This is a genomic window from Chryseobacterium jejuense, assembly GCF_900100075.1.
Lineage (GTDB): Bacteria > Bacteroidota > Bacteroidia > Flavobacteriales > Weeksellaceae > Chryseobacterium > Chryseobacterium jejuense.
The window spans coordinates 1,037,317-1,054,173 of sequence record NZ_FNEG01000001.1 but is presented as its reverse complement, the minus strand read 5'-3'; the positions used below and the strand labels follow the sequence as shown (position 1 = coordinate 1,054,173).

At 34.8% G+C, this 16,857-nt stretch carries 19 protein-coding genes; 7 read left to right on the top strand and 12 right to left on the bottom strand.

Annotated elements, in window-relative coordinates; all coding sequences use genetic code 11:
* Nucleotides 1–182: 182 nt before the first annotated feature.
* The 11 genes from BLS98_RS04755 to BLS98_RS23550 all read right to left on the bottom strand — a co-directional run bounded on the left by BLS98_RS04755 (nt 183) and on the right by BLS98_RS23550 (nt 8,788).
* Complete coding sequence (locus tag BLS98_RS04755) at nt 183–794, bottom strand: inorganic pyrophosphatase (RefSeq protein ID WP_045496234.1); 612 nt, start codon at nt 792–794, stop codon at nt 183–185.
* A 17-nt stretch (nt 795–811) separates the two neighbouring features.
* Nucleotides 812–1,324 (bottom strand): DUF7935 family protein, encoded by a 513-nt coding sequence (locus BLS98_RS04750; protein ID WP_066699697.1) that lies wholly within the window; start codon nt 1,322–1,324, stop codon nt 812–814.
* Between the two features lie 36 nt (nt 1,325–1,360).
* Complete coding sequence (locus BLS98_RS04745) at nt 1,361–2,293, bottom strand: phytanoyl-CoA dioxygenase family protein (protein WP_089734055.1); 933 nt, start codon at nt 2,291–2,293, stop codon at nt 1,361–1,363.
* A 73-nt stretch (nt 2,294–2,366) separates the two neighbouring features.
* Nucleotides 2,367–3,278, bottom strand: coding sequence for a hypothetical protein (locus BLS98_RS04740; RefSeq protein ID WP_089734054.1), 912 nt, complete (start codon nt 3,276–3,278; stop codon nt 2,367–2,369).
* Nucleotides 3,275–3,952 (bottom strand): RadC family protein, encoded by a 678-nt coding sequence (radC, locus tag BLS98_RS04735; RefSeq protein WP_089734051.1) that lies wholly within the window; start codon nt 3,950–3,952, stop codon nt 3,275–3,277. Before radC ends, BLS98_RS04740 begins: the two co-directional genes overlap by 4 nt.
* A 16-nt stretch (nt 3,953–3,968) precedes the next feature.
* Complete coding sequence (locus tag BLS98_RS04730; protein WP_089734049.1) at nt 3,969–4,544, bottom strand: murein L,D-transpeptidase catalytic domain-containing protein; 576 nt, start codon at nt 4,542–4,544, stop codon at nt 3,969–3,971.
* Between the two features lie 16 nt (nt 4,545–4,560).
* On the bottom strand, nt 4,561–5,229 hold the full coding sequence (locus BLS98_RS04725; protein ID WP_089734047.1) for an ABC transporter ATP-binding protein: 669 nt from the start codon (nt 5,227–5,229) through the stop codon (nt 4,561–4,563).
* A 111-nt stretch (nt 5,230–5,340) separates the two neighbouring features.
* Nucleotides 5,341–6,939 (bottom strand): pyruvate dehydrogenase complex dihydrolipoamide acetyltransferase, encoded by a 1,599-nt coding sequence (locus tag BLS98_RS04720; RefSeq protein ID WP_089734045.1) that lies wholly within the window; start codon nt 6,937–6,939, stop codon nt 5,341–5,343.
* 98 nt (nt 6,940–7,037) lie between these two features.
* Nucleotides 7,038–8,039 (bottom strand): pyruvate dehydrogenase (acetyl-transferring) E1 component subunit alpha, encoded by a 1,002-nt coding sequence (gene pdhA / locus BLS98_RS04715; RefSeq protein WP_089734043.1) that lies wholly within the window; start codon nt 8,037–8,039, stop codon nt 7,038–7,040.
* A gap of 317 nt (nt 8,040–8,356) precedes the next feature.
* Nucleotides 8,357–8,485, bottom strand: coding sequence for a hypothetical protein (locus tag BLS98_RS23655; protein WP_262487346.1), 129 nt, complete (start codon nt 8,483–8,485; stop codon nt 8,357–8,359).
* A gap of 6 nt (nt 8,486–8,491) precedes the next feature.
* A complete protein-coding gene (locus BLS98_RS23550) occupies nt 8,492–8,788 on the bottom strand; it encodes a hypothetical protein (RefSeq protein WP_228425135.1) in 297 nt (98 codons plus the stop codon).
* Between the two features lie 256 nt (nt 8,789–9,044).
* Here BLS98_RS23550 and BLS98_RS04705 point away from each other — a divergent pair, with 256 nt between their 5' ends.
* Entirely contained in the window at nt 9,045–9,647 is a 603-nt protein-coding gene (locus BLS98_RS04705) for a phosphatase PAP2 family protein (RefSeq protein ID WP_089734041.1), read from the top strand.
* Between the two features lie 8 nt (nt 9,648–9,655).
* Complete coding sequence (locus BLS98_RS04700; protein ID WP_089734458.1) at nt 9,656–10,144, top strand: BlaI/MecI/CopY family transcriptional regulator; 489 nt, start codon at nt 9,656–9,658, stop codon at nt 10,142–10,144.
* Nucleotides 10,145–10,174: 30 nt separating this feature from the next.
* On the opposite strand, the gene BLS98_RS04695 is transcribed toward BLS98_RS04700, so the two are convergent.
* Nucleotides 10,175–10,540, bottom strand: coding sequence for an RNA recognition motif domain-containing protein (locus BLS98_RS04695; protein WP_045496213.1), 366 nt, complete (start codon nt 10,538–10,540; stop codon nt 10,175–10,177).
* Nucleotides 10,541–10,949: 409 nt separating this feature from the next.
* On the opposite strand from BLS98_RS04695, the gene BLS98_RS04690 reads away from it, so the two are divergent.
* From BLS98_RS04690 to BLS98_RS04670, 5 genes are all read left to right on the top strand, one after another.
* Nucleotides 10,950–11,366 carry a DUF6157 family protein gene (locus BLS98_RS04690; protein WP_228425133.1) on the top strand — a complete coding sequence of 139 codons (417 nt, stop codon included), beginning with the start codon at nt 10,950–10,952 and terminating at the stop codon, nt 11,364–11,366.
* A gap of 96 nt (nt 11,367–11,462) precedes the next feature.
* Nucleotides 11,463–11,858, top strand: a complete 396-nt coding sequence (locus BLS98_RS04685) for an acyl-CoA thioesterase (RefSeq protein WP_045496211.1) — start codon at nt 11,463–11,465, stop codon at nt 11,856–11,858.
* On the top strand, nt 11,855–12,415 hold the full coding sequence (locus BLS98_RS04680) for a helix-turn-helix domain-containing protein (protein ID WP_089734039.1): 561 nt from the start codon (nt 11,855–11,857) through the stop codon (nt 12,413–12,415). The genes BLS98_RS04685 and BLS98_RS04680 overlap by 4 nt, the downstream gene beginning before the upstream one ends.
* A 275-nt stretch (nt 12,416–12,690) precedes the next feature.
* Nucleotides 12,691–15,555, top strand: a complete 2,865-nt coding sequence (locus tag BLS98_RS04675) for a heavy metal translocating P-type ATPase (protein ID WP_089734037.1) — start codon at nt 12,691–12,693, stop codon at nt 15,553–15,555.
* 421 nt (nt 15,556–15,976) lie between these two features.
* On the top strand, nt 15,977–16,837 hold the full coding sequence (locus tag BLS98_RS04670) for a polysaccharide deacetylase family protein (RefSeq protein ID WP_089734035.1): 861 nt from the start codon (nt 15,977–15,979) through the stop codon (nt 16,835–16,837).
* Nucleotides 16,838–16,857: the final 20 nt, after the last annotated feature.

Sequence of the window (16,857 nt, the reverse complement as noted above, 5' to 3'; positions counted from 1 at the left end):
ATGTGGACTGAAAAACAATGTAAAAGCTAATAAAACAAGGGTTAAACAGGATTTTTAAACCATTAAAAATGATTAATATTTTAATGAGTCTCATTTTAAAGAGAAAACTTTATTTGCATGGCAATAAAAAAGGATAAACAGTTTCCCGTTTATCCTTTTTATATTATTTACATCAGAGAATCTTATCCTCCGAATTTATCTGCATAGTCTGTTTGAGAAGCTTTAATCACTTTTCTTGCATGTTCAGCACCATAAACCTCCTGAATTCTGCATTTTGCAGGCTCATCCGGTAAGTTTTTGTATGTTAAGAAGTAGTGCATCAATCTTTTAACTTCTGCTTCCGGTAACTCGGTAATATCTCTGAAGTGTCCGAATGCGTGGTCGTTAATCATTACTGCAACAATTTTATCATCAGCTTCACCACCATCGATCATTTTAAAACCACCGATTGGAATAGCTTCCATTAATAAACCTCCAGCGTGGATATTGTGAGAACTTAAAACACAAATATCAAGTGGATCATGATCTCCCATTGTAACATCAGTTGCTCCAGCTTCTACAGCAAGTCTCATCACTTCTTTATCACAATATGTTCTTGGAACAAAACCATATAAAGCAGGGATAATGTTAGAGAATTTCTGAGGCCTGTCTACTTTTAAATATCCTGTTTCTTTATCTACTTCATATTTAATAGTATCTGAAGGAACAATTTCCACAAATACGTTTACAACATTTGGCGCATCTTCTCCTGCAGAAATTCCGTGCCATGGATGTGCTTTAAAATTTGGAATCATTATTTATCTGTTATTTTTTAAGTTATTATTAAAATTTCTTTTCTTAAATCTTCTATTGTTTCAGCAACATAATCATTGCTTTCCATATAGTTCATGATGAAAATGGTTTTGAATTCATCAAGTTTCACTTCCCCTTTCAATCCATCATAAGTCTTATGGAGAAGGTCTATAATGGCATTTTTAGAGTCCACTATATTCTTCCAGGAATTCTTCGTTACATACAGCTGTTGGGAAGAATTGTATTCAAACTCTTCATTGATTGCTTTTTCTGTAAGGAAAATAAACTCATGAACAGCTAATCCCTTATCAAACCTCTGAATCAGGTTGGAAGGCTTTATTCTGTCCAAAAATAAAGTCATTCTCTCATAAGAATGTGCTTTATTCTCCGAATTTGACTTTACAGTAAGTAATTTGAGTTCCTGGTTTTTTAGGGTTATATACGAGTGTACAAATTGTCTGAGCAAAACCAGAAAAGGAATTGCAATAATTAATGCAAATGCATAGGGTAAATATCCTGAAAGACTCGTCATAATTTTAGGATGCAAAATTACTAATATTTTCTGATATTACAGTTCAAATAATGCGGGTCTTTGTGTAACTTCATGATAACATACACTGTTTTCATCAAAAAAGTGATATACCAGGCTTTTTCTTGTTCTGTTTTTATCAGTATGAGGCTCTCCGCCATGAAGAATATTAGCATGCCAGATCAGCATATCTCCTTTTTTTGCTCTGAAAACTTCTTTTTTCAAGCCCAATTCTTTGACTTTATTTTCAAGGAATTCTTCATAAGCCTTGTAGCTTTTCTTCCCTATTTTTAAAGCTGTGCCTTCATTATCATAATCTGAATTCAGGAAATAAGGTAGTTTATGACTTCCCGGAATATAATGTAATGCTCCGTTATTTTCATCCACATCTTCCAATGCCACCCATACACCTAAAAGCCCTCCCAATGGGAATGTTGTCATGTGAATGCTGTCTGAATGGGTTTTCTGCTGACTTCCATTAATAAAGTTGATACTTTGAAACAGCTTAGCTTTACCATCAAGTAAAACAGATAGAAACTCCAATAATTTTTTATCGCTGCCAAGATTCCTAATGATTTCAGAATGATGAATGGCAAACATGAGCTTTCCACCATAACGAAATTTTAAGGTTCCGTCTTTCATCAGCTTTTCAATCTCAATATTGATATTTTCTGCGGTTTCCGGACTAATGAAATTTCTTAGAATCATGTATCCGTTATCATCATAACGAAGGGCGCTTTCTTTATTTTCTTCTGATAAATCTTTAAAAAAAGCAGTGGATGATAGTTTTTCTTCCGCAATACTTCTTTGTGTTGGAGGAAGATGAGCGAAATCTTTACTTGAAATACTTGAAAAATAACTTTTGTTGATCCCGTATTTTTTATATAGTGGAATATTATGCTTTAATTTACTTTTTTTAAAGAAATTATAAAGCATATATGATAATTTATAATTACGAATTTGCTGTAACATAACGGTTATTCTAGTTTTTTAAAGGTACGGAATTATACTAAATTAGAACCAATCTAAACAATGCTATTTATCATTAAAAGATTCTTCCTTTTAGAATTAAAGATCCTAATTTTTTAAACAGGTCTTTTTTAGAATGTTCTATAATTCCATAAGGCTTAAGTTCCGGACGGAATCCTCTGAAGAACTCTTCAATATTGGGGATATCTCCTCCTTCAAAATCAAAAATATGAGTATCTATCGTCTCTTTAAGCATCTGATCAATCAATACGGAAGCTCCAGATAATTTCACATATTCTTTATCACTAAAAGTTCCTAAAAGGGCAACCATATTACAATCTGAATAAGTAGCAATCACATTGATAATTTTACCGTGGTAATAAAAAGCTAAAAAACGTAAATATTTCAAACGATATGCTGTTTCATAAATCTCCATAAAACCAGCCAGGTCACTTTCTTTGCTTAGTCCTAGCATATTGGATTCTATAAACGATTTTACTTCATTATAAGAAACTGTTTTAATTTCCGAATGATCCAAAACATCTTCATCTAACCTCAATTTTCTCTTTCTTTTGGGAGAATATCTAGCGTACACTTTTTCATAGGGATCAGGATAAATTAAAAAATTTTTCTTTATCCTGAATTTTGTCCGAAGTTCATTACTGTCATTAAAAGGGTAAGCTCTTATCAGATAATGATTCTCAAGATAGTCTAAAAATTGCTCATTCAAATTCACATCATCTTTATCGGAAAAGACTCCCAATTGCTGACAAAGTTTAGGATTATGAACAATTTTCACTCCATATTTCCTCACAAAAGGGATTGGCATTACGGCTTCGTAGTCATTATAGACAAGTATTTCCCATTGTTTAGGCGCTGTAGTGTCTAAAAAGTCTTTTGTTGCAGAGTATTTTCTTTGCTCAGATTTTTCTAAACATTGAGAATATTTTACAAAATCAATTTCATGGTATTTCAATCTTCTAATCATAATAATCCTGCGTCCGAAAAGCTAAAATATGAATCTTGTGTAACGATAATATGGTCTAAAAGCTGGATACTTAATACTTTTCCAGCTTCTTTTATTTTTTGCGTAATATTAATATCTTCTTTACTTGGTTTCAGGCTGCCTGAAGGATGATTGTGAGCAATAATCACTCCTGTTGAAAAATGTTCGAGCGCTGTTTTAAAAAGAACCCTTACATCTACAATGGATTGGCTGATTCCGCCTTGTGTTAGTTGTGAAGTGTGTATTACTTTATTGCTGTTATTTAGAAAAATAGCCCAAAACTCTTCTGTCCTTAAATCAGACAACTGATTTTTCAGGATTGAATAAGCATCATGGCTGTTCCCAATCAGGGATTTTTCAGGGATTTCCTGTCCTGCTCTTCTTCTTCCGATTTCCAAAGCCGTAATGATGGAAATGGCTTTCGCCTCTCCAATCCCGTTGAATTTCATAAGGTCCTTAACGGAAAGTAAACTTAGCTGATGCCAATTATTATTGACGGATGCTAAAATCTTTCTAGCCAGTTCTAATACGCTTTCTTCTCTGTTTCCACTTCCCATAATAATGGCTAAAAGTTCAGAATCGGAAAGTGCACTCTTACCTTTTTGTAAGAATTTCTCCCGGGGTCTATCGTCTTCAGCCAGAAATTTTAAGGACATTGAAATAAATTATAGATTAATAGAAAGTGTATAAGATAATAGGTTTCTCTGAATTATCAATATATTTGGCCGTTTCTTTAAAAGCATTGATGGAAAGCATCGGACAGCCTAAACTCAAAGATGCGGGCTTCTCGGATTCTGTATCAGGAACACTGCTAAAGGAATGCAGAACAATAGCCCTCTGCATAGCATTATCGTTGGTAGGATCAAGTCCTTTTAAACGATAAGCTTTCCCAAATTGTCCAACATAACTCTCTCCAACTGCATATTTCCCAAGAGAAGACTGATAAGAACCTTCAATATTACTGAACTTCAAAGCATTTGACCCTGAGATTACAGATCCTGAGCCATGAGCAACAATAGCTTTTTGTACAATTTTATTATTCTTCAAGTTGTAAACGAAGTAACGGTATTTTCCTGATGGAATTTTAAAGTTAATAAAGATGGCCAAATCCTGATTATAGTCTTTATCTTTAATAAATTTTTTAATTTCTGAAACCCTGGATTCTGGTATACCTAACCTATCTGCCTGCTGTGATTCAGCTTTTGAGCAGGAAACTAAAAGTATAAAAAGGAAAATAAAGTGTTTCATCGTCTGTGTAAGAAAGCTATTCTATAATCATTCCGTCTTTCATAACGAGCTTACGGTCTGTGATTTCAGCCAGATTCGGGTTGTGAGTAACAATCACAAAGGTTTGATTATACTTATCTCTAAGATCAAAAAACAGCCTATGAAGGTCATCCGCATTTTTTGAATCCAGGTTTCCCGTAGGTTCATCAGCAAAGATAATTTTCGGTGAATTGATTAAAGCTCTTGCAACAGCTACCCTTTGCGCTTCTCCACCGGAAAGCTGGTTAGGTTTATGATTTAATCGCTGTTCAATTTTAAGATCTTCAAATAAAGCATGTGCCTTTTCCATAGCCTCTCTTTCATTAGCCCCTGCAATTCTGGTAGGAAGTAAAACATTTTCCAAAGCAGTAAACTCAGGAAGCAGCTGATGAAACTGAAATACAAAACCAATATTCTGGTTTCTGAATTTTGATAACTGCTTATCATTCATATTAATAAATGATTCTCCTGCAATCTCAATTTCGGTATCATATTTCCCAGATTGAGAAGGAATATCCAAAGTTCCTAAAATCTGAAGCAATGTTGATTTACCTGCTCCGGATTCTCCTACAATAGAAACCACTTCCCCTACTTTGATGTGAATATCAACTCCTTTCAGTACTTCTAAATTCCCATAAGATTTATGGATATTTCTTGCTTTAATCATGATTCAAAAATAGTAACATATTGTCGATTTTACAACAGATTATAGCAACAATATTGATATTAAAACAAAAAACCTCCCGATTGGGAGGTTTTAGTATAAATCTTTTAGAAATTACAGTAACAAAGTTAATGGATTTTCTAAATAGGTTCTTAAAGTTTGTAAGAATTGAGCACCTGTAGCACCATCTACAACTCTGTGGTCACATGCTAATGAAAGTTTCATTGTGTTACCCACTACGATCTGACCATTCTTAACGATTGGTTTCTCAATGATTGCTCCTACTGAAAGGATTGCAGAGTTTGGCTGGTTGATGATACTTGTAAATGTTTCAATACCGAACATTCCAAGGTTAGAAATAGAGAATGTAGATCCTTCCATTTCGTTAGCCTTAAGACCTTTGCTCTTCGCTCTTGAAGCCATATCTTTTACAGCTGCAGAGATTTGAGTGTAAGACATTTGATCTGTATTTTTCAATACCGGAACTACCAATCCGTCAGGAATAGCTACTGCCACTCCAACATTGATATTTCCTCTGTGGATGATCTTATCACCTGCCCAGCTTGAGTTCACTTGCGGATGTTTTCTTAAAGCAATCGCAGTTGCTTTAATGATCATATCATTGAATGAAATCTTCGTATCCGGAATTGAGTTGATCTCTTTTCTCGCTTCAATAGCTTTATCCATGTTGATTTCAACCATCAGATAGTAGTGAGGAGCAGAGAATTTACTTTCAGAAAGACGTTTTGCGATAATGTTTCTTACCTGTGAGTTTGGAGTCTCAGTATCTTCTCCCTGAACGAAGTTTACAGCAACCTGAGCAGCAGCGCTTGCAGCCGGAGCTGAAGCAGCTGATTTTGCAGCCGGCTGATAGTTTTCAATATCTTTTTTAACGATTCTTCCGTTTTCACCTGAACCTTGAACAGCGTTGATGTCAACTCCTTTATCCTGAGCCATTTTTTTAGCTAACGGAGAAATTGCCACTCTGTCTGAAGATGAAGTGTTAGCAGCTGGAGCAGCTTTTTCTTCAGTTTTAACTTCTGCTTTTTGTTCAGCTGGTTTTTCTGATGCCGGAGCAGCAGCTTTAGGAGCTCCTACTGAGGAAACATCAGTTCCTGCAGGGCCAATAATAGCTAACACAGTATCAACCGGAGCAGCACCACCTTCTTCTACACCTTGCTTCAATAATACTCCATTGAATTCAGATTCGAAATCCTGTACCGCTTTATCTGTTTCGATTTCAGCAAGAAGATCGCCTTCTTTTACTGTATCTCCTACATTTTTGTGCCATTTAGCAACCTTACCTTCTGTCATTGTATCAGAAAGTCTTGGCATTGTAATCACTTCTACTCCTGCCGGAACTTCTGCTAAAGCAGTTTCCACAGTTTCAGCCTTAGGTTGTTCTTCTGATTTTGTCACTTTAGCATCTGCAGCGGGAGCAGCAGCTCCACCTGTTAATCCTGAAATATCTTCTCCTTCATTACCGATAATTGCTAAAACAGAGTCTACAGCAGCTCCAGCACCTTCTTCTACACCAACGTATAAAAGGGTACCTTCTACTTCAGATTCGAAATCCTGAACTGCTTTGTCAGTTTCAATTTCAGCTAAAATATCTCCTTCCTTTACTTTATCTCCTACTTTTTTATGCCATTTCGCCACTTTACCTTCCGTCATAGTGTCGGAAAGGCGGGGCATCGTAATTACTTCTGCCATAATCTATATTGATTTGAGATTTGAGATTTGAGATTCGAGATTTGAGATTTCAGAAACTTCAAACTTCAAACTTCAAATTTCAAATTAATTTTTATTTTTTAGTTTTCTAATTTGTCTAAGAACGGATAATCTTGCTGAGCGTATACATACTCATAAACTTTTTCAGCGTCCGGATATGGAGAGTTCTCCATAAATTCGATACACTCTTCAACAAAGTCTCTCGACTTGTTATCCATAACTTCTAATTCAGCTTCTGTAGCCCATCCGTTTTCAAGAATTCTGTGTTTTACCAATTCAATTGGGTCATCATTCTTGTGAATTGCTACTTCTTCTTTAGATCTGTAAGGCTCAGCATCAGACATAGAGTGTCCTCTGTAACGATAAGTTCTTGCTTCAATGAATGTTGGTCCGTCTCCTCTTCTTGCTCTTTCAATAGCTTCGTAAGCAGCTTCAGCTACTTTTACAGGGTCCATTGCATCTACAGCAAGACAAGGCATTTCGTATCCTAATCCTAATTTATAGATATCTTCGTGGTTTGCTGTTCTTTTTACAGAAGTTCCCATCGCATATTGGTTGTTTTCTACCACAAATACTACAGGAAGTTTCCAGTTCATCGCCATGTTGAATGTTTCATGTAATGAACCTTGTCTTGCAGCACCATCTCCAAAGAAACAGATGTTTACAGCTTTTCTGTCGAAATATTTATCTGCAAAAGCAATACCTGCTCCCAAAGGAATTTGTCCTCCAACAATACCATGACCTCCGTAGAAACGGTGTTCTTTGCTGAAAATGTGCATAGATCCACCCATACCTCCGGATGTACCTGTAGCTTTACCACAAAGTTCAGCCATGATTCTCTTAGGATCTACTCCCATCGCCATTGGATGGATGTGGCATCTGTAAGCAGTAATCATACTGTCTTTGGTAAGATCCATTGCATGTGTAAATCCGGCAGGGATTGCTTCCTGGCCATTATACAAATGTAAAAATCCTCTGATCTTTTGTTTTAGGTAAAGAGAACGGCATTTGTCTTCAAACCTTCTCCACATTGTCATATCTTCATACCACTTCAGGTATACCTCTTTAGAAAATTCTTTCATGTGTTAGCTCTTGCTTTTTTATGATGAAATAGTTGAGCAAAATTATGAAAAAAACTTTGTTTTTATTGTATGCATAAGTAACTTTTCGTTTTTTCTCTAAAATCTACTTGCAGGCGGAGTGGATTATTCTTAATTTTCGACCCAAAGAAACGCTTATAAAACGGCTTCCCTATTGTTATTTTCTTATGATAACATCTAAGAAATCAGCCTGTCAGTATAGTCTTTCTAAGATAATCAATAAAACAGATTATCAAAAAAACATTCCATTTTACTCCCCTTCTTCTTTCCTCTTTAATTATTGTTAACATCTCTTTTGGTTATTTCAACAGCTCCTTTTCGGGTGAAAAATTGGTAAGTTTTAAGGTTCTGTCTTCAATATTACTAACAAAATCACCATAGAGCTTTGCTGTCTGAACCTTAATCTCTTTCCATTCTTTATCAGCCATAAAACCTTACCAGGCTATTTTCACAGCTTCTTCATTTTTCCACTCAAGAAGATAGACAAATTCTGTTTTTCCTTCATGTCTTGGTTCCCAAATAGACACGATAATAAATCCATACTTTTTCATCATCCTCAAGGCATGATCTCTGAACCTATCTAAAACCACTTTTCTGTTTTCTTTTGGTATTTCATAGATTCTTAACTGATGAACAGGAGCTAGTGAAGACGAAAAATCTTTTGAAGAATTGATTTGCCCAACAACAAAACAGCTCAGAACAAATAGAAATACTATAAATAACTGTTTCATTATATCATGTATTTCATCTGATATTTCAAAAATAGCCAACGAAAAAACTCCTTTTCTCTTTAAAAATAGAAGTAATTAAAATTAAATATTTCGGGAAATAATGCGTATAATTTTCAATAAAAACAAAAGAAATATTTCATATAGTAAGGGCAGTCAGTACTTACCTGCATTATCATTATCTCAAAAAAGACATCATCATTCGATCTTCATTTGTTTTTTGGCCTTATAATCTTATATTTGACTTTTAAACTTACATATGGAAGAAAAAAAGTATTCGCTTCTCCACAAAATATCAAAGGTTATCTCAGATTTCTTCAATCCACTGGTTTCTCTGGTTATTTTTTTTGTGTATATGAGTCTCAGGGAGTACACTTTTAAGGAAGCTCTTCTTTATTTTCTACCTGTATTATTAATGATTATTGCACCAGTCGTTATCTGGCTGGTATGGAATGTAAAAACAGGAAGATACACCAATATGGATGTCTCCAACCGGGTTCAGAGAAAAACACTTTATGTATTTATTGCAGCCTGTGTTGTTATTTATCTTATTTTCAATTATGTCAAAAACGGATATATTGATCTGGTCATGCTTTTTATTTTAATCCTGCTTTTTGCTCTTCAAATCAGCAATTTTTTCATTAAAAGTTCTATGCATACTGCATTTAATATATTTGTAGCTGCATTATTTTTCACCTTAGACTGGAAAATGGGTCTTGTATGGCTTGGGATCGCCAGCCTGGTAGGACTTACCAGAATTATTTTAAAAAGGCATACGGTAAAAGAAGTATTTATGGGAGCTGGAATAGCTTTTATGATATCTTTTATTTATCTTTATTGCAATATACAATTTCAACATTAGAAGAATATATGAAAATCAATCATCTTACTGCCGCAGAAGAAAACTTTATGAAGCTGTTTTGGAAAATGGAATCTTTCTATCTGAAGGACGTTATGGAGCAGCATCCGGAACCTAAACCACACCAAAATACGGTTTCCACATATTTGAAAATATTGGTTGAAAAGGGCTATTTATCTACCGTAAAAGAAGGGAGAATCTTTAAGTATACGGTAATTGTTCCGTTTGAAGAATACAGAAAGTTTCTGTTAAAAGAACTTACGCATAATTTCTTTAATGATTCAGGAAAGGAGATCCTTGAGTTTTTATTCAGTGAAAAACTGCTTACTCAAGATGATCTTAAAGGTTATTTTGATCTTAAAATTGAAATCAAACCTGCAAAAGTAGAAGAACCGAAGTTTGAGGTTGCTGAAGAGATATTAAATCCGAAGAAAGAGAAAAAGGTAAAAATCAGCAAGGAAAAGGAAAAAGACAAAAAGAAGAAGAAAAAGAAACCATAAAAAAAGCGGCTTAAAGCCGCTTTATATTTTTTACCAACGATTTCCACCGCCGTTACCACCACGATTTCCACCGCCGTAGCCACCGCCACCATTTCCACGGTTGTTACCACCGTAACCTCCGCCTCTATTGTTATCGAAGCTTCTTCTTGGCTTCTCTTCTCTTGGCTTAGCTTCAGATACGTTTAATGTTTTTCCGTTGAATTCTTTTTGATTAAGAGCTTCAATAGCCTGCTGTCCTTCTTCATCACCCATTTCGATGAAACCAAAACCTCTTGAACGGCCAGTTTCTCTGTCTGTTACGATTTTAGCTGATGATACATCACCAAATTCTGCAAATAGATCGTGCAACTCATACTCTTTAGTTGCGTAATTGATGTTTGAAACAAAAATGTTCATTTTGAATAAATTAAAAAATTAATAAAAATTTGGTATATAAAAGAAAAACAACATAAATTAATGAACAAATATTGATTCCAAATATAAACGTATGCAAGATACAATTAAAAATGTCAAATCAAAGCTTTTTTTTATCTCTTTCTCACATTAGTTTGAATTTAAATTCCATATTCTATCAAAAAACACTATTAACAGATTGATTATGAGTGGTTTAATGTCAAAAGTTATTAAAAAGTTAAAGTTAGTTAACATAATAAATTTTCCCTCAAAATAATTGTAAAAAAGAAACAATTGTTCGTCAAAACTTACAACTATCAATAGCCAAATGGTTGCTACTCGTAAAATATAGAGAATAATAGTATATTTATAACACCTTTTTATATCATATATATAGCCTTTAATCGGATTTATGATGAAACTGCACACCACCAATTACATCAATACTTTTATAGAAGTCGCAGAAGACTGTCCTGTTGCCAAGGCACAGATTCCTCCTGAAAAGAAAGAAAAGACGCTAGCCCATCTTCAACATGAAAAGATCAGCAAGAATCCTTACCAATATTCTTCCGATGACATTATTTTTGATTGCTATGCCTTTAAGAATGATATTTCAGAAAATGAAAAACCAGAAGAAAGAGAAAGGTTTTTCTCCAAAGGTCAAGCATGCCTTCGATCTTCTCCCCTAGCCAAAAGATACGGATTCGGGTTTCATCATAATAAGGAAGGAAAAGTAGCCCTATACCCAATAGAAAGTGAAGAATATCAAAAGTTGTTAAACGATCCCAATATTGCAAAGACAAAAGCAATGCGTTCCAAAAGAAAATGATTGAGAAAATGAATAATCTTCTTAAGATCAATAAATACTATTCTTTTGAAAAAGCCAGCTTTTAACACTAAATTTGTACTGTAAATTATTAAGAACATGAACTACCATACAAGAAAATGGGTAAAACCCGAAGATTTAAATCCTAATCACTCTCTATTCGGAGGAAGACTTTTACAATGGATAGATGAAGAAGCAGCATTATATGCCATTATTCAGCTTGAAAACACCAAAGTAGTTACTAAATTTATTTCAGAGATCAATTTTGTAAGCTCCGCAAAACAAGGAGACATTATAGAAATTGGTATTGAAGCCACTCACTTTGGTTCATCCTCTATTACTTTAAAATGTGATGTTCGTAATAAAATGACCCATCAAACGATTATTACTGTAGATAAAATTGTTATGGTTAATCTGGATAACGAAGGAAATCCAGCTCCACATGGTAAAACACAGATTGAGTTTGTAAAAGACAGATTAAACAGCGGAGCATGAAGATCTTCATCAAAAATATGGTCTGCAACAGATGCATTGCCGCAGTAGAAACCATCTTTAATAATGCAGATATAAAAACCAGTTCCATTATCCTGGGAGAAGTAGAAACAGAATCGGAAGTTTCCGCAGCCATTATGCAATCTATTGAAGAAACCCTGCTTGCAACTGGTTTTGAAAGAATCATGGACTCTTCCCACCAGCTTATTGAGAAAATTAAAAATCTTGTTATTGTAAAAATCAGCGAACTTGATATTGATGAGGATTTTCTCCTTTCTGAATTTTTAAGTTCAAGACTTCATAAAGATTACAGTTCACTTTCCAAAACATTTTCACAGAATGAGAATATTACTTTGGAACAGTTTTTCATTCTTCAAAAGATTGAAAAAGTAAAGGAACTCTTATTATATAATGAATTCAATCTTACGGAAATTGCAGGAAAATTGGGCTATAAAAGTGTTCAGCATCTTTCTACCCAATTCCGCAATGTTACCGGATTTACCCCTACTGAGTTTAAGAAATTAAAAGATCATCACAGGAAACCCCTTGATAACCTTTAATTGAGTTGGAGAGTATTTGAGTTTGAGAGTCGGAGAGTTTGAGGGTTTGGGTGTTTGAGTGTAATAGAGTTTGATATTACAGGAAATAATCAATCTCACCGCCACTCTAATACTCTAATACTCTAATACTCTAATACTCTAATACTCTAATACTCTCAAACCCTAGCACTCTAGCACTCTCCCACTCTCAAATCTAAATTCTATAACTATTATCCTTAAATTTATAACAACCTTAGATTTTCATTTTGGAAATTTGTACTATAAATTTAAGACTCATGGAACAACAGTATAACATACTCGGAATGACCTGTTCAGGTTGCCAGAAAAAAATATCCAACCAACTGAACAGCATTAACGGAGTTACAGCCGATGTAAATCTGGAAAACAACACCGCCACCATCACTTCTGACCACGCGGTTGCTCTTTCGGTTTTAAATGATTCTCTGGCAGAAATAGGAAAATATAGACTGGAAGACCCCAAAAAGCCTGAGAAGGCATTTGTAAAACCTCAGGATCGTGTATCCCCCTCATCAGTATATTACTGTCCAATGGAATGCGAAGGCGATAAAGTATATTTCAAACAGGGCGAAAGATGTCCGGTTTGTAATATGTATTTAGTTCCTATTGAAGAAAAGCTGGCAAAAGACCCTAACCATAAACCTACTTATTCAGCAACCAACCTTCCTGAAAACTTTAAAGACAGTGTTGGAAAATACTATTGTCCAATGTTCTGTGAAGGAGATAAAGTATATAATGAAAAAGGCGACTGCCCTGTATGTCACATGCATTTGGAAGAAATCTCTGAAGATATGGCTCAGGAATCGGTTTCACATCATCACTCGCATTCGCACGCTCATAATCACCACCACAATCATAGCCATCATCATGAAGCACCTAAAGTTACTGATGAAATGGCAGGAAAGTATTATTGTCCGATGTATTGTGAAGGAGATAAAACTTATGATTCCAACGTAGGGTGCCCGGTTTGTGGAATGGATCTCGTAAAATATCCGGAAAAGAAAACGGCGAAATACACTTGCCCTATGCATCCCGAAATCATTAGTGATGAACCGGGAAGCTGCTCTATCTGTGGAATGGATCTGGTAAGAATGCCCGACAGCGGAGACGATGAGGAAGACGAAACCTATAACATCCTGAAAAGAAAATTCCTGATTTCACTGGCATTTACTGTTCCTGTTTTCATTCTTTCCATGGGCGGCATGTTTATCAATTTTCCGTTCTCACATCAGATTCAAGGGTTTATTGAACTTGCATTAACGCTTCCGGTTATGTTTTATTCCGGATGGTTCCTGTTAAAAAGAGGCTGGGTTTCATTTAAAACATGGAATCTTAATATGTTTAGCTTAATTGCCTTGGGTGTGGCTGCCGCATTTATTTTCAGTATTGTAGCCATAGCTTTCCCTGATATCATTCCCCATGAAATTCGTGGGCATAATCATGAAATTCCATTATACTTTGAGGCAGTATGTGTTATTCTTACTCTTGTTATTCTGGGCCAACTCATGGAAGCTGCTGCTCATAAAAAAACAGGAAATGCCATCAAAGAACTGATGAACCTTTCTCCGGATGAAGCCAACCTTATGGTGAATGGTGAGGAAAAAAAGGTATTGCTTTCTCAGGTGAAAATCGGGGATTTATTAAAAGTAAAACCAGGTGAAAAAATTCCGGTTGACGGAAAAATCATAGAAGGAAACTCTATTGTAGATGAAAGTATGATTACCGGAGAACCCATTCCGGTTGAAAAAACGGTTGATGATAAAGTTTCTTCAGGAACAATTAACGGAAATCAGGTATTCATCATGAAGGCTGAAAAAGTTGGTGATGAAACCTTACTTTCGCAGATCATTAAAATGGTAAATGAGGCCAGCCGAAGCAGAGCACCTATTCAAAAACTAACAGACAAGGTATCAAAAGTATTCGTACCAGTTGTTATCCTTATTGCTGCTCTTACTTTTGTTTCGTGGCAGTTATTTGGTCCGGAAGGGAAAAGAAGTTTATTTGCTTTCGTGAATGCGGTAGCCGTTTTAATTGTAGCATGTCCTTGTGCTTTAGGTTTGGCAACTCCAATGTCTTTAATGGTAGGAATTGGAAAAGGAGCTAAAAACGGAATCCTTATCAAAAATGCAGAAGCATTGGAACAAATGAACAAAGTAAATGTTCTGATTACTGATAAAACAGGAACTTTAACAGAAGGAAAACCTTCAGTTGAGTATATTGAAATTGTAAACAATGAAGATAAAAAACAAATTTTAAAGCTTGCTTTTTCTCTGAATCAAAACTCTGAGCACCCACTTTCCAATGCCGTTATTAAGAGAGCAAAGGATGAAAATCTAGCTGCTGAAAAAGTAGAACAGTTTGAAAACGTTTCTGGAAAAGGAGTAAAAGGAAACATCAATGGAAAAATAGCTTATCTTGGAAATGAAAGTCTGTTAACCTCTCATCAGATACAAATTCCCAATGCATTAAAACAGAAAGCCATAGAAGTACAATCAAAAGCTCACACGATTTCTTATGTGGCACAGGATCAGAATGTGTTAGGATTTATCAGCTTCACGGATAAAATTAAAGCAAGTTCTAAAAAAGCGGTAGAGCGATTAATGAGCGAAGGTGTTGACGTCATTATGATGACCGGAGACAACGAACACACTGCAAAAGCTGTTGCTGAAGAATTAGGAATCAAACACTTTAAAGCCAATTGTCTTCCTGAAGATAAACTGAATGAAGTAAAAAAATTACAACAACAAGGTAAAATTGTAGCGATGACTGGAGACGGAATTAATGACTCTCCTGCCCTTGCCCAATCCGATATAGGAATCGCAATGGGAACAGGTACTGATGTTGCCATTGAAAGTGCTGAAATCACCTTATTAAAAGGAGATATTTTAGGAGTTGCGAAAGCAAAATTATTAAGCGAAAAACTTCTTAAAAACATCAAAGAAAACTTATTCTTTGCTTTTATATATAATGTTTTGGGAATTCCGGTTGCAGCAGGATTATTGTATCCGTTCTTTGGAATTCTGTTATCGCCAATGATTGCAGCGGCAGCAATGAGCGTAAGCTCTCTATCGGTAATTCTGAATTCATTGAGGTTAAACTCGGTGGATCTGGATATAAAGTAATATTTTAAGATATGCATCAAAGCCTTTTCATTTAAGTATGAAAAGGCTTTTTATCATTAAATACATTTGAGCAACGCGATTTCTTTTCACTCTTTTACATGAAATCATGTATATATTCTTTGTTTTCGAATCAATATGTATTAAAATTTTACTAATTAAAAATTAATTCCCCATCAATTGAAGAATATTGTTATTTCAATAAATATAGAAAACACCTATCGTTTTAGCATTTATAAATGTTAAGATGTAAGGAAAACAAAATCATAACTTAACAATCAGTACTTTAATATAAAAAGGCTTTAAAATAAAGTTCTTAAAATAACCTTAAAAAGAAAAAATATGGAAAAACGTGGCATATAATTTGTTAACATTCAATCGTTATTTTTAACGATTTTTAACAAATAAAAATTCCATTATCTTTATGAGAAAAATTTTTGCGGGAAAGTCAACAAATAAGGCTTTTCTCGGGATGTTTGCATTGATGAGTGCAACTTCAGTAGTATTACACAGCTGTAATTTTAAAAATGAAGTGAACGACACCGCAAGTTCACAGGAACATCCTACCGCAGAAACTGCCCCCAAAATGGACAATGAAAGTGTAGATCCGGATAAAAGAGTCATCTACCTTACCTTTGATGATGGCCCCAACCAGGGAACAGAAAACCTTTTAAAGATCCTTGACAAAAGAAATGTTTGTGCCACTGCTTTTTTAGTAGGAAGGCACGCTTATGGAAGCACAAAGCAAAAAAAAGATTTTAAGCTTCTGAAAGAAAATCCTCTGATTGAATTAGCTAACCATAGTTTCACACATGCTCACAATAAATATTCTGATTTTTATAAAACTGCAGATGCTGTTGTACGCGATTTTGATATTGCCAAAGACAGTCTGAAACTTCATGATAAAATAGCAAGAACACCGGGAAGAAATATCTGGAGACTTAACAATATTAATGTAACTGATATCAAAAGTTCTACTGCAGCGGCGGATGGTCTTAAAAGAGCGGGTTATAAAGTGATTGGTTGGGATCTTGAATGGAGACCTAGCCACAAAATGACCTTGAAAGGAAGCCATGAAGCCATGCTTAAAAAAGTAGACAGTATCTTCCTTAATGATCTTGAAAAAACGTCAAGACACCTTGTTTTCCTTACTCACGACCAATATCTTAGAGATACTGATTCCATTAATGAATTGGATCTGTTTATTGAAAAATTACAAAAAAGCAACAAGTTTGTTTTCAGAAAAATTTCTCAGTATCCAAAAATTAATGAGGTATTGAACTAGTGTAAGGATTTAAAAACTGT

What these genes read in the sequence shown, in the direction of transcription:
- BLS98_RS04750 (WP_066699697.1), bottom strand. Translation starts at nt 1,324, where the DNA reads ATGACGAGTCTTTCAGGATATTTACCCTATGCATTTGCATTAATTATT.
- BLS98_RS23655 (WP_262487346.1), bottom strand. Translation starts at nt 8,485, where the DNA reads ATGGCTGATAAAGAATGGAAAGAGATTAAGGTTCAGACAGCAAAGCTC.
- BLS98_RS04675 (WP_089734037.1), top strand. Translation starts at nt 12,691, where the DNA reads ATGGAACAACAGTATAACATACTCGGAATGACCTGTTCAGGTTGCCAG.
- BLS98_RS04685 (WP_045496211.1), top strand. Translation starts at nt 11,463, where the DNA reads ATGAACTACCATACAAGAAAATGGGTAAAACCCGAAGATTTAAATCCT.
- BLS98_RS04745 (WP_089734055.1), bottom strand. Translation starts at nt 2,293, where the DNA reads ATGTTACAGCAAATTCGTAATTATAAATTATCATATATGCTTTATAAT.
- BLS98_RS04705 (WP_089734041.1), top strand. Translation starts at nt 9,045, where the DNA reads ATGGAAGAAAAAAAGTATTCGCTTCTCCACAAAATATCAAAGGTTATC.
- radC (WP_089734051.1), bottom strand. Translation starts at nt 3,952, where the DNA reads ATGTCCTTAAAATTTCTGGCTGAAGACGATAGACCCCGGGAGAAATTC.
- BLS98_RS04680 (WP_089734039.1), top strand. Translation starts at nt 11,855, where the DNA reads ATGAAGATCTTCATCAAAAATATGGTCTGCAACAGATGCATTGCCGCA.
- BLS98_RS04670 (WP_089734035.1), top strand. Translation starts at nt 15,977, where the DNA reads ATGAGAAAAATTTTTGCGGGAAAGTCAACAAATAAGGCTTTTCTCGGG.
- BLS98_RS04755 (WP_045496234.1), bottom strand. Translation starts at nt 794, where the DNA reads ATGATTCCAAATTTTAAAGCACATCCATGGCACGGAATTTCTGCAGGA.
- BLS98_RS04690 (WP_228425133.1), top strand. Translation starts at nt 10,950, where the DNA reads ATGATGAAACTGCACACCACCAATTACATCAATACTTTTATAGAAGTC.
- BLS98_RS04700 (WP_089734458.1), top strand. Translation starts at nt 9,656, where the DNA reads ATGAAAATCAATCATCTTACTGCCGCAGAAGAAAACTTTATGAAGCTG.
- pdhA (WP_089734043.1), bottom strand. Translation starts at nt 8,039, where the DNA reads ATGAAAGAATTTTCTAAAGAGGTATACCTGAAGTGGTATGAAGATATG.
- BLS98_RS23550 (WP_228425135.1), bottom strand. Translation starts at nt 8,788, where the DNA reads ATGAAACAGTTATTTATAGTATTTCTATTTGTTCTGAGCTGTTTTGTT.
- BLS98_RS04695 (WP_045496213.1), bottom strand. Translation starts at nt 10,540, where the DNA reads ATGAACATTTTTGTTTCAAACATCAATTACGCAACTAAAGAGTATGAG.
- BLS98_RS04720 (WP_089734045.1), bottom strand. Translation starts at nt 6,939, where the DNA reads ATGGCAGAAGTAATTACGATGCCCCGCCTTTCCGACACTATGACGGAA.
- BLS98_RS04725 (WP_089734047.1), bottom strand. Translation starts at nt 5,229, where the DNA reads ATGATTAAAGCAAGAAATATCCATAAATCTTATGGGAATTTAGAAGTA.
- BLS98_RS04730 (WP_089734049.1), bottom strand. Translation starts at nt 4,544, where the DNA reads ATGAAACACTTTATTTTCCTTTTTATACTTTTAGTTTCCTGCTCAAAA.
- BLS98_RS04740 (WP_089734054.1), bottom strand. Translation starts at nt 3,278, where the DNA reads ATGATTAGAAGATTGAAATACCATGAAATTGATTTTGTAAAATATTCT.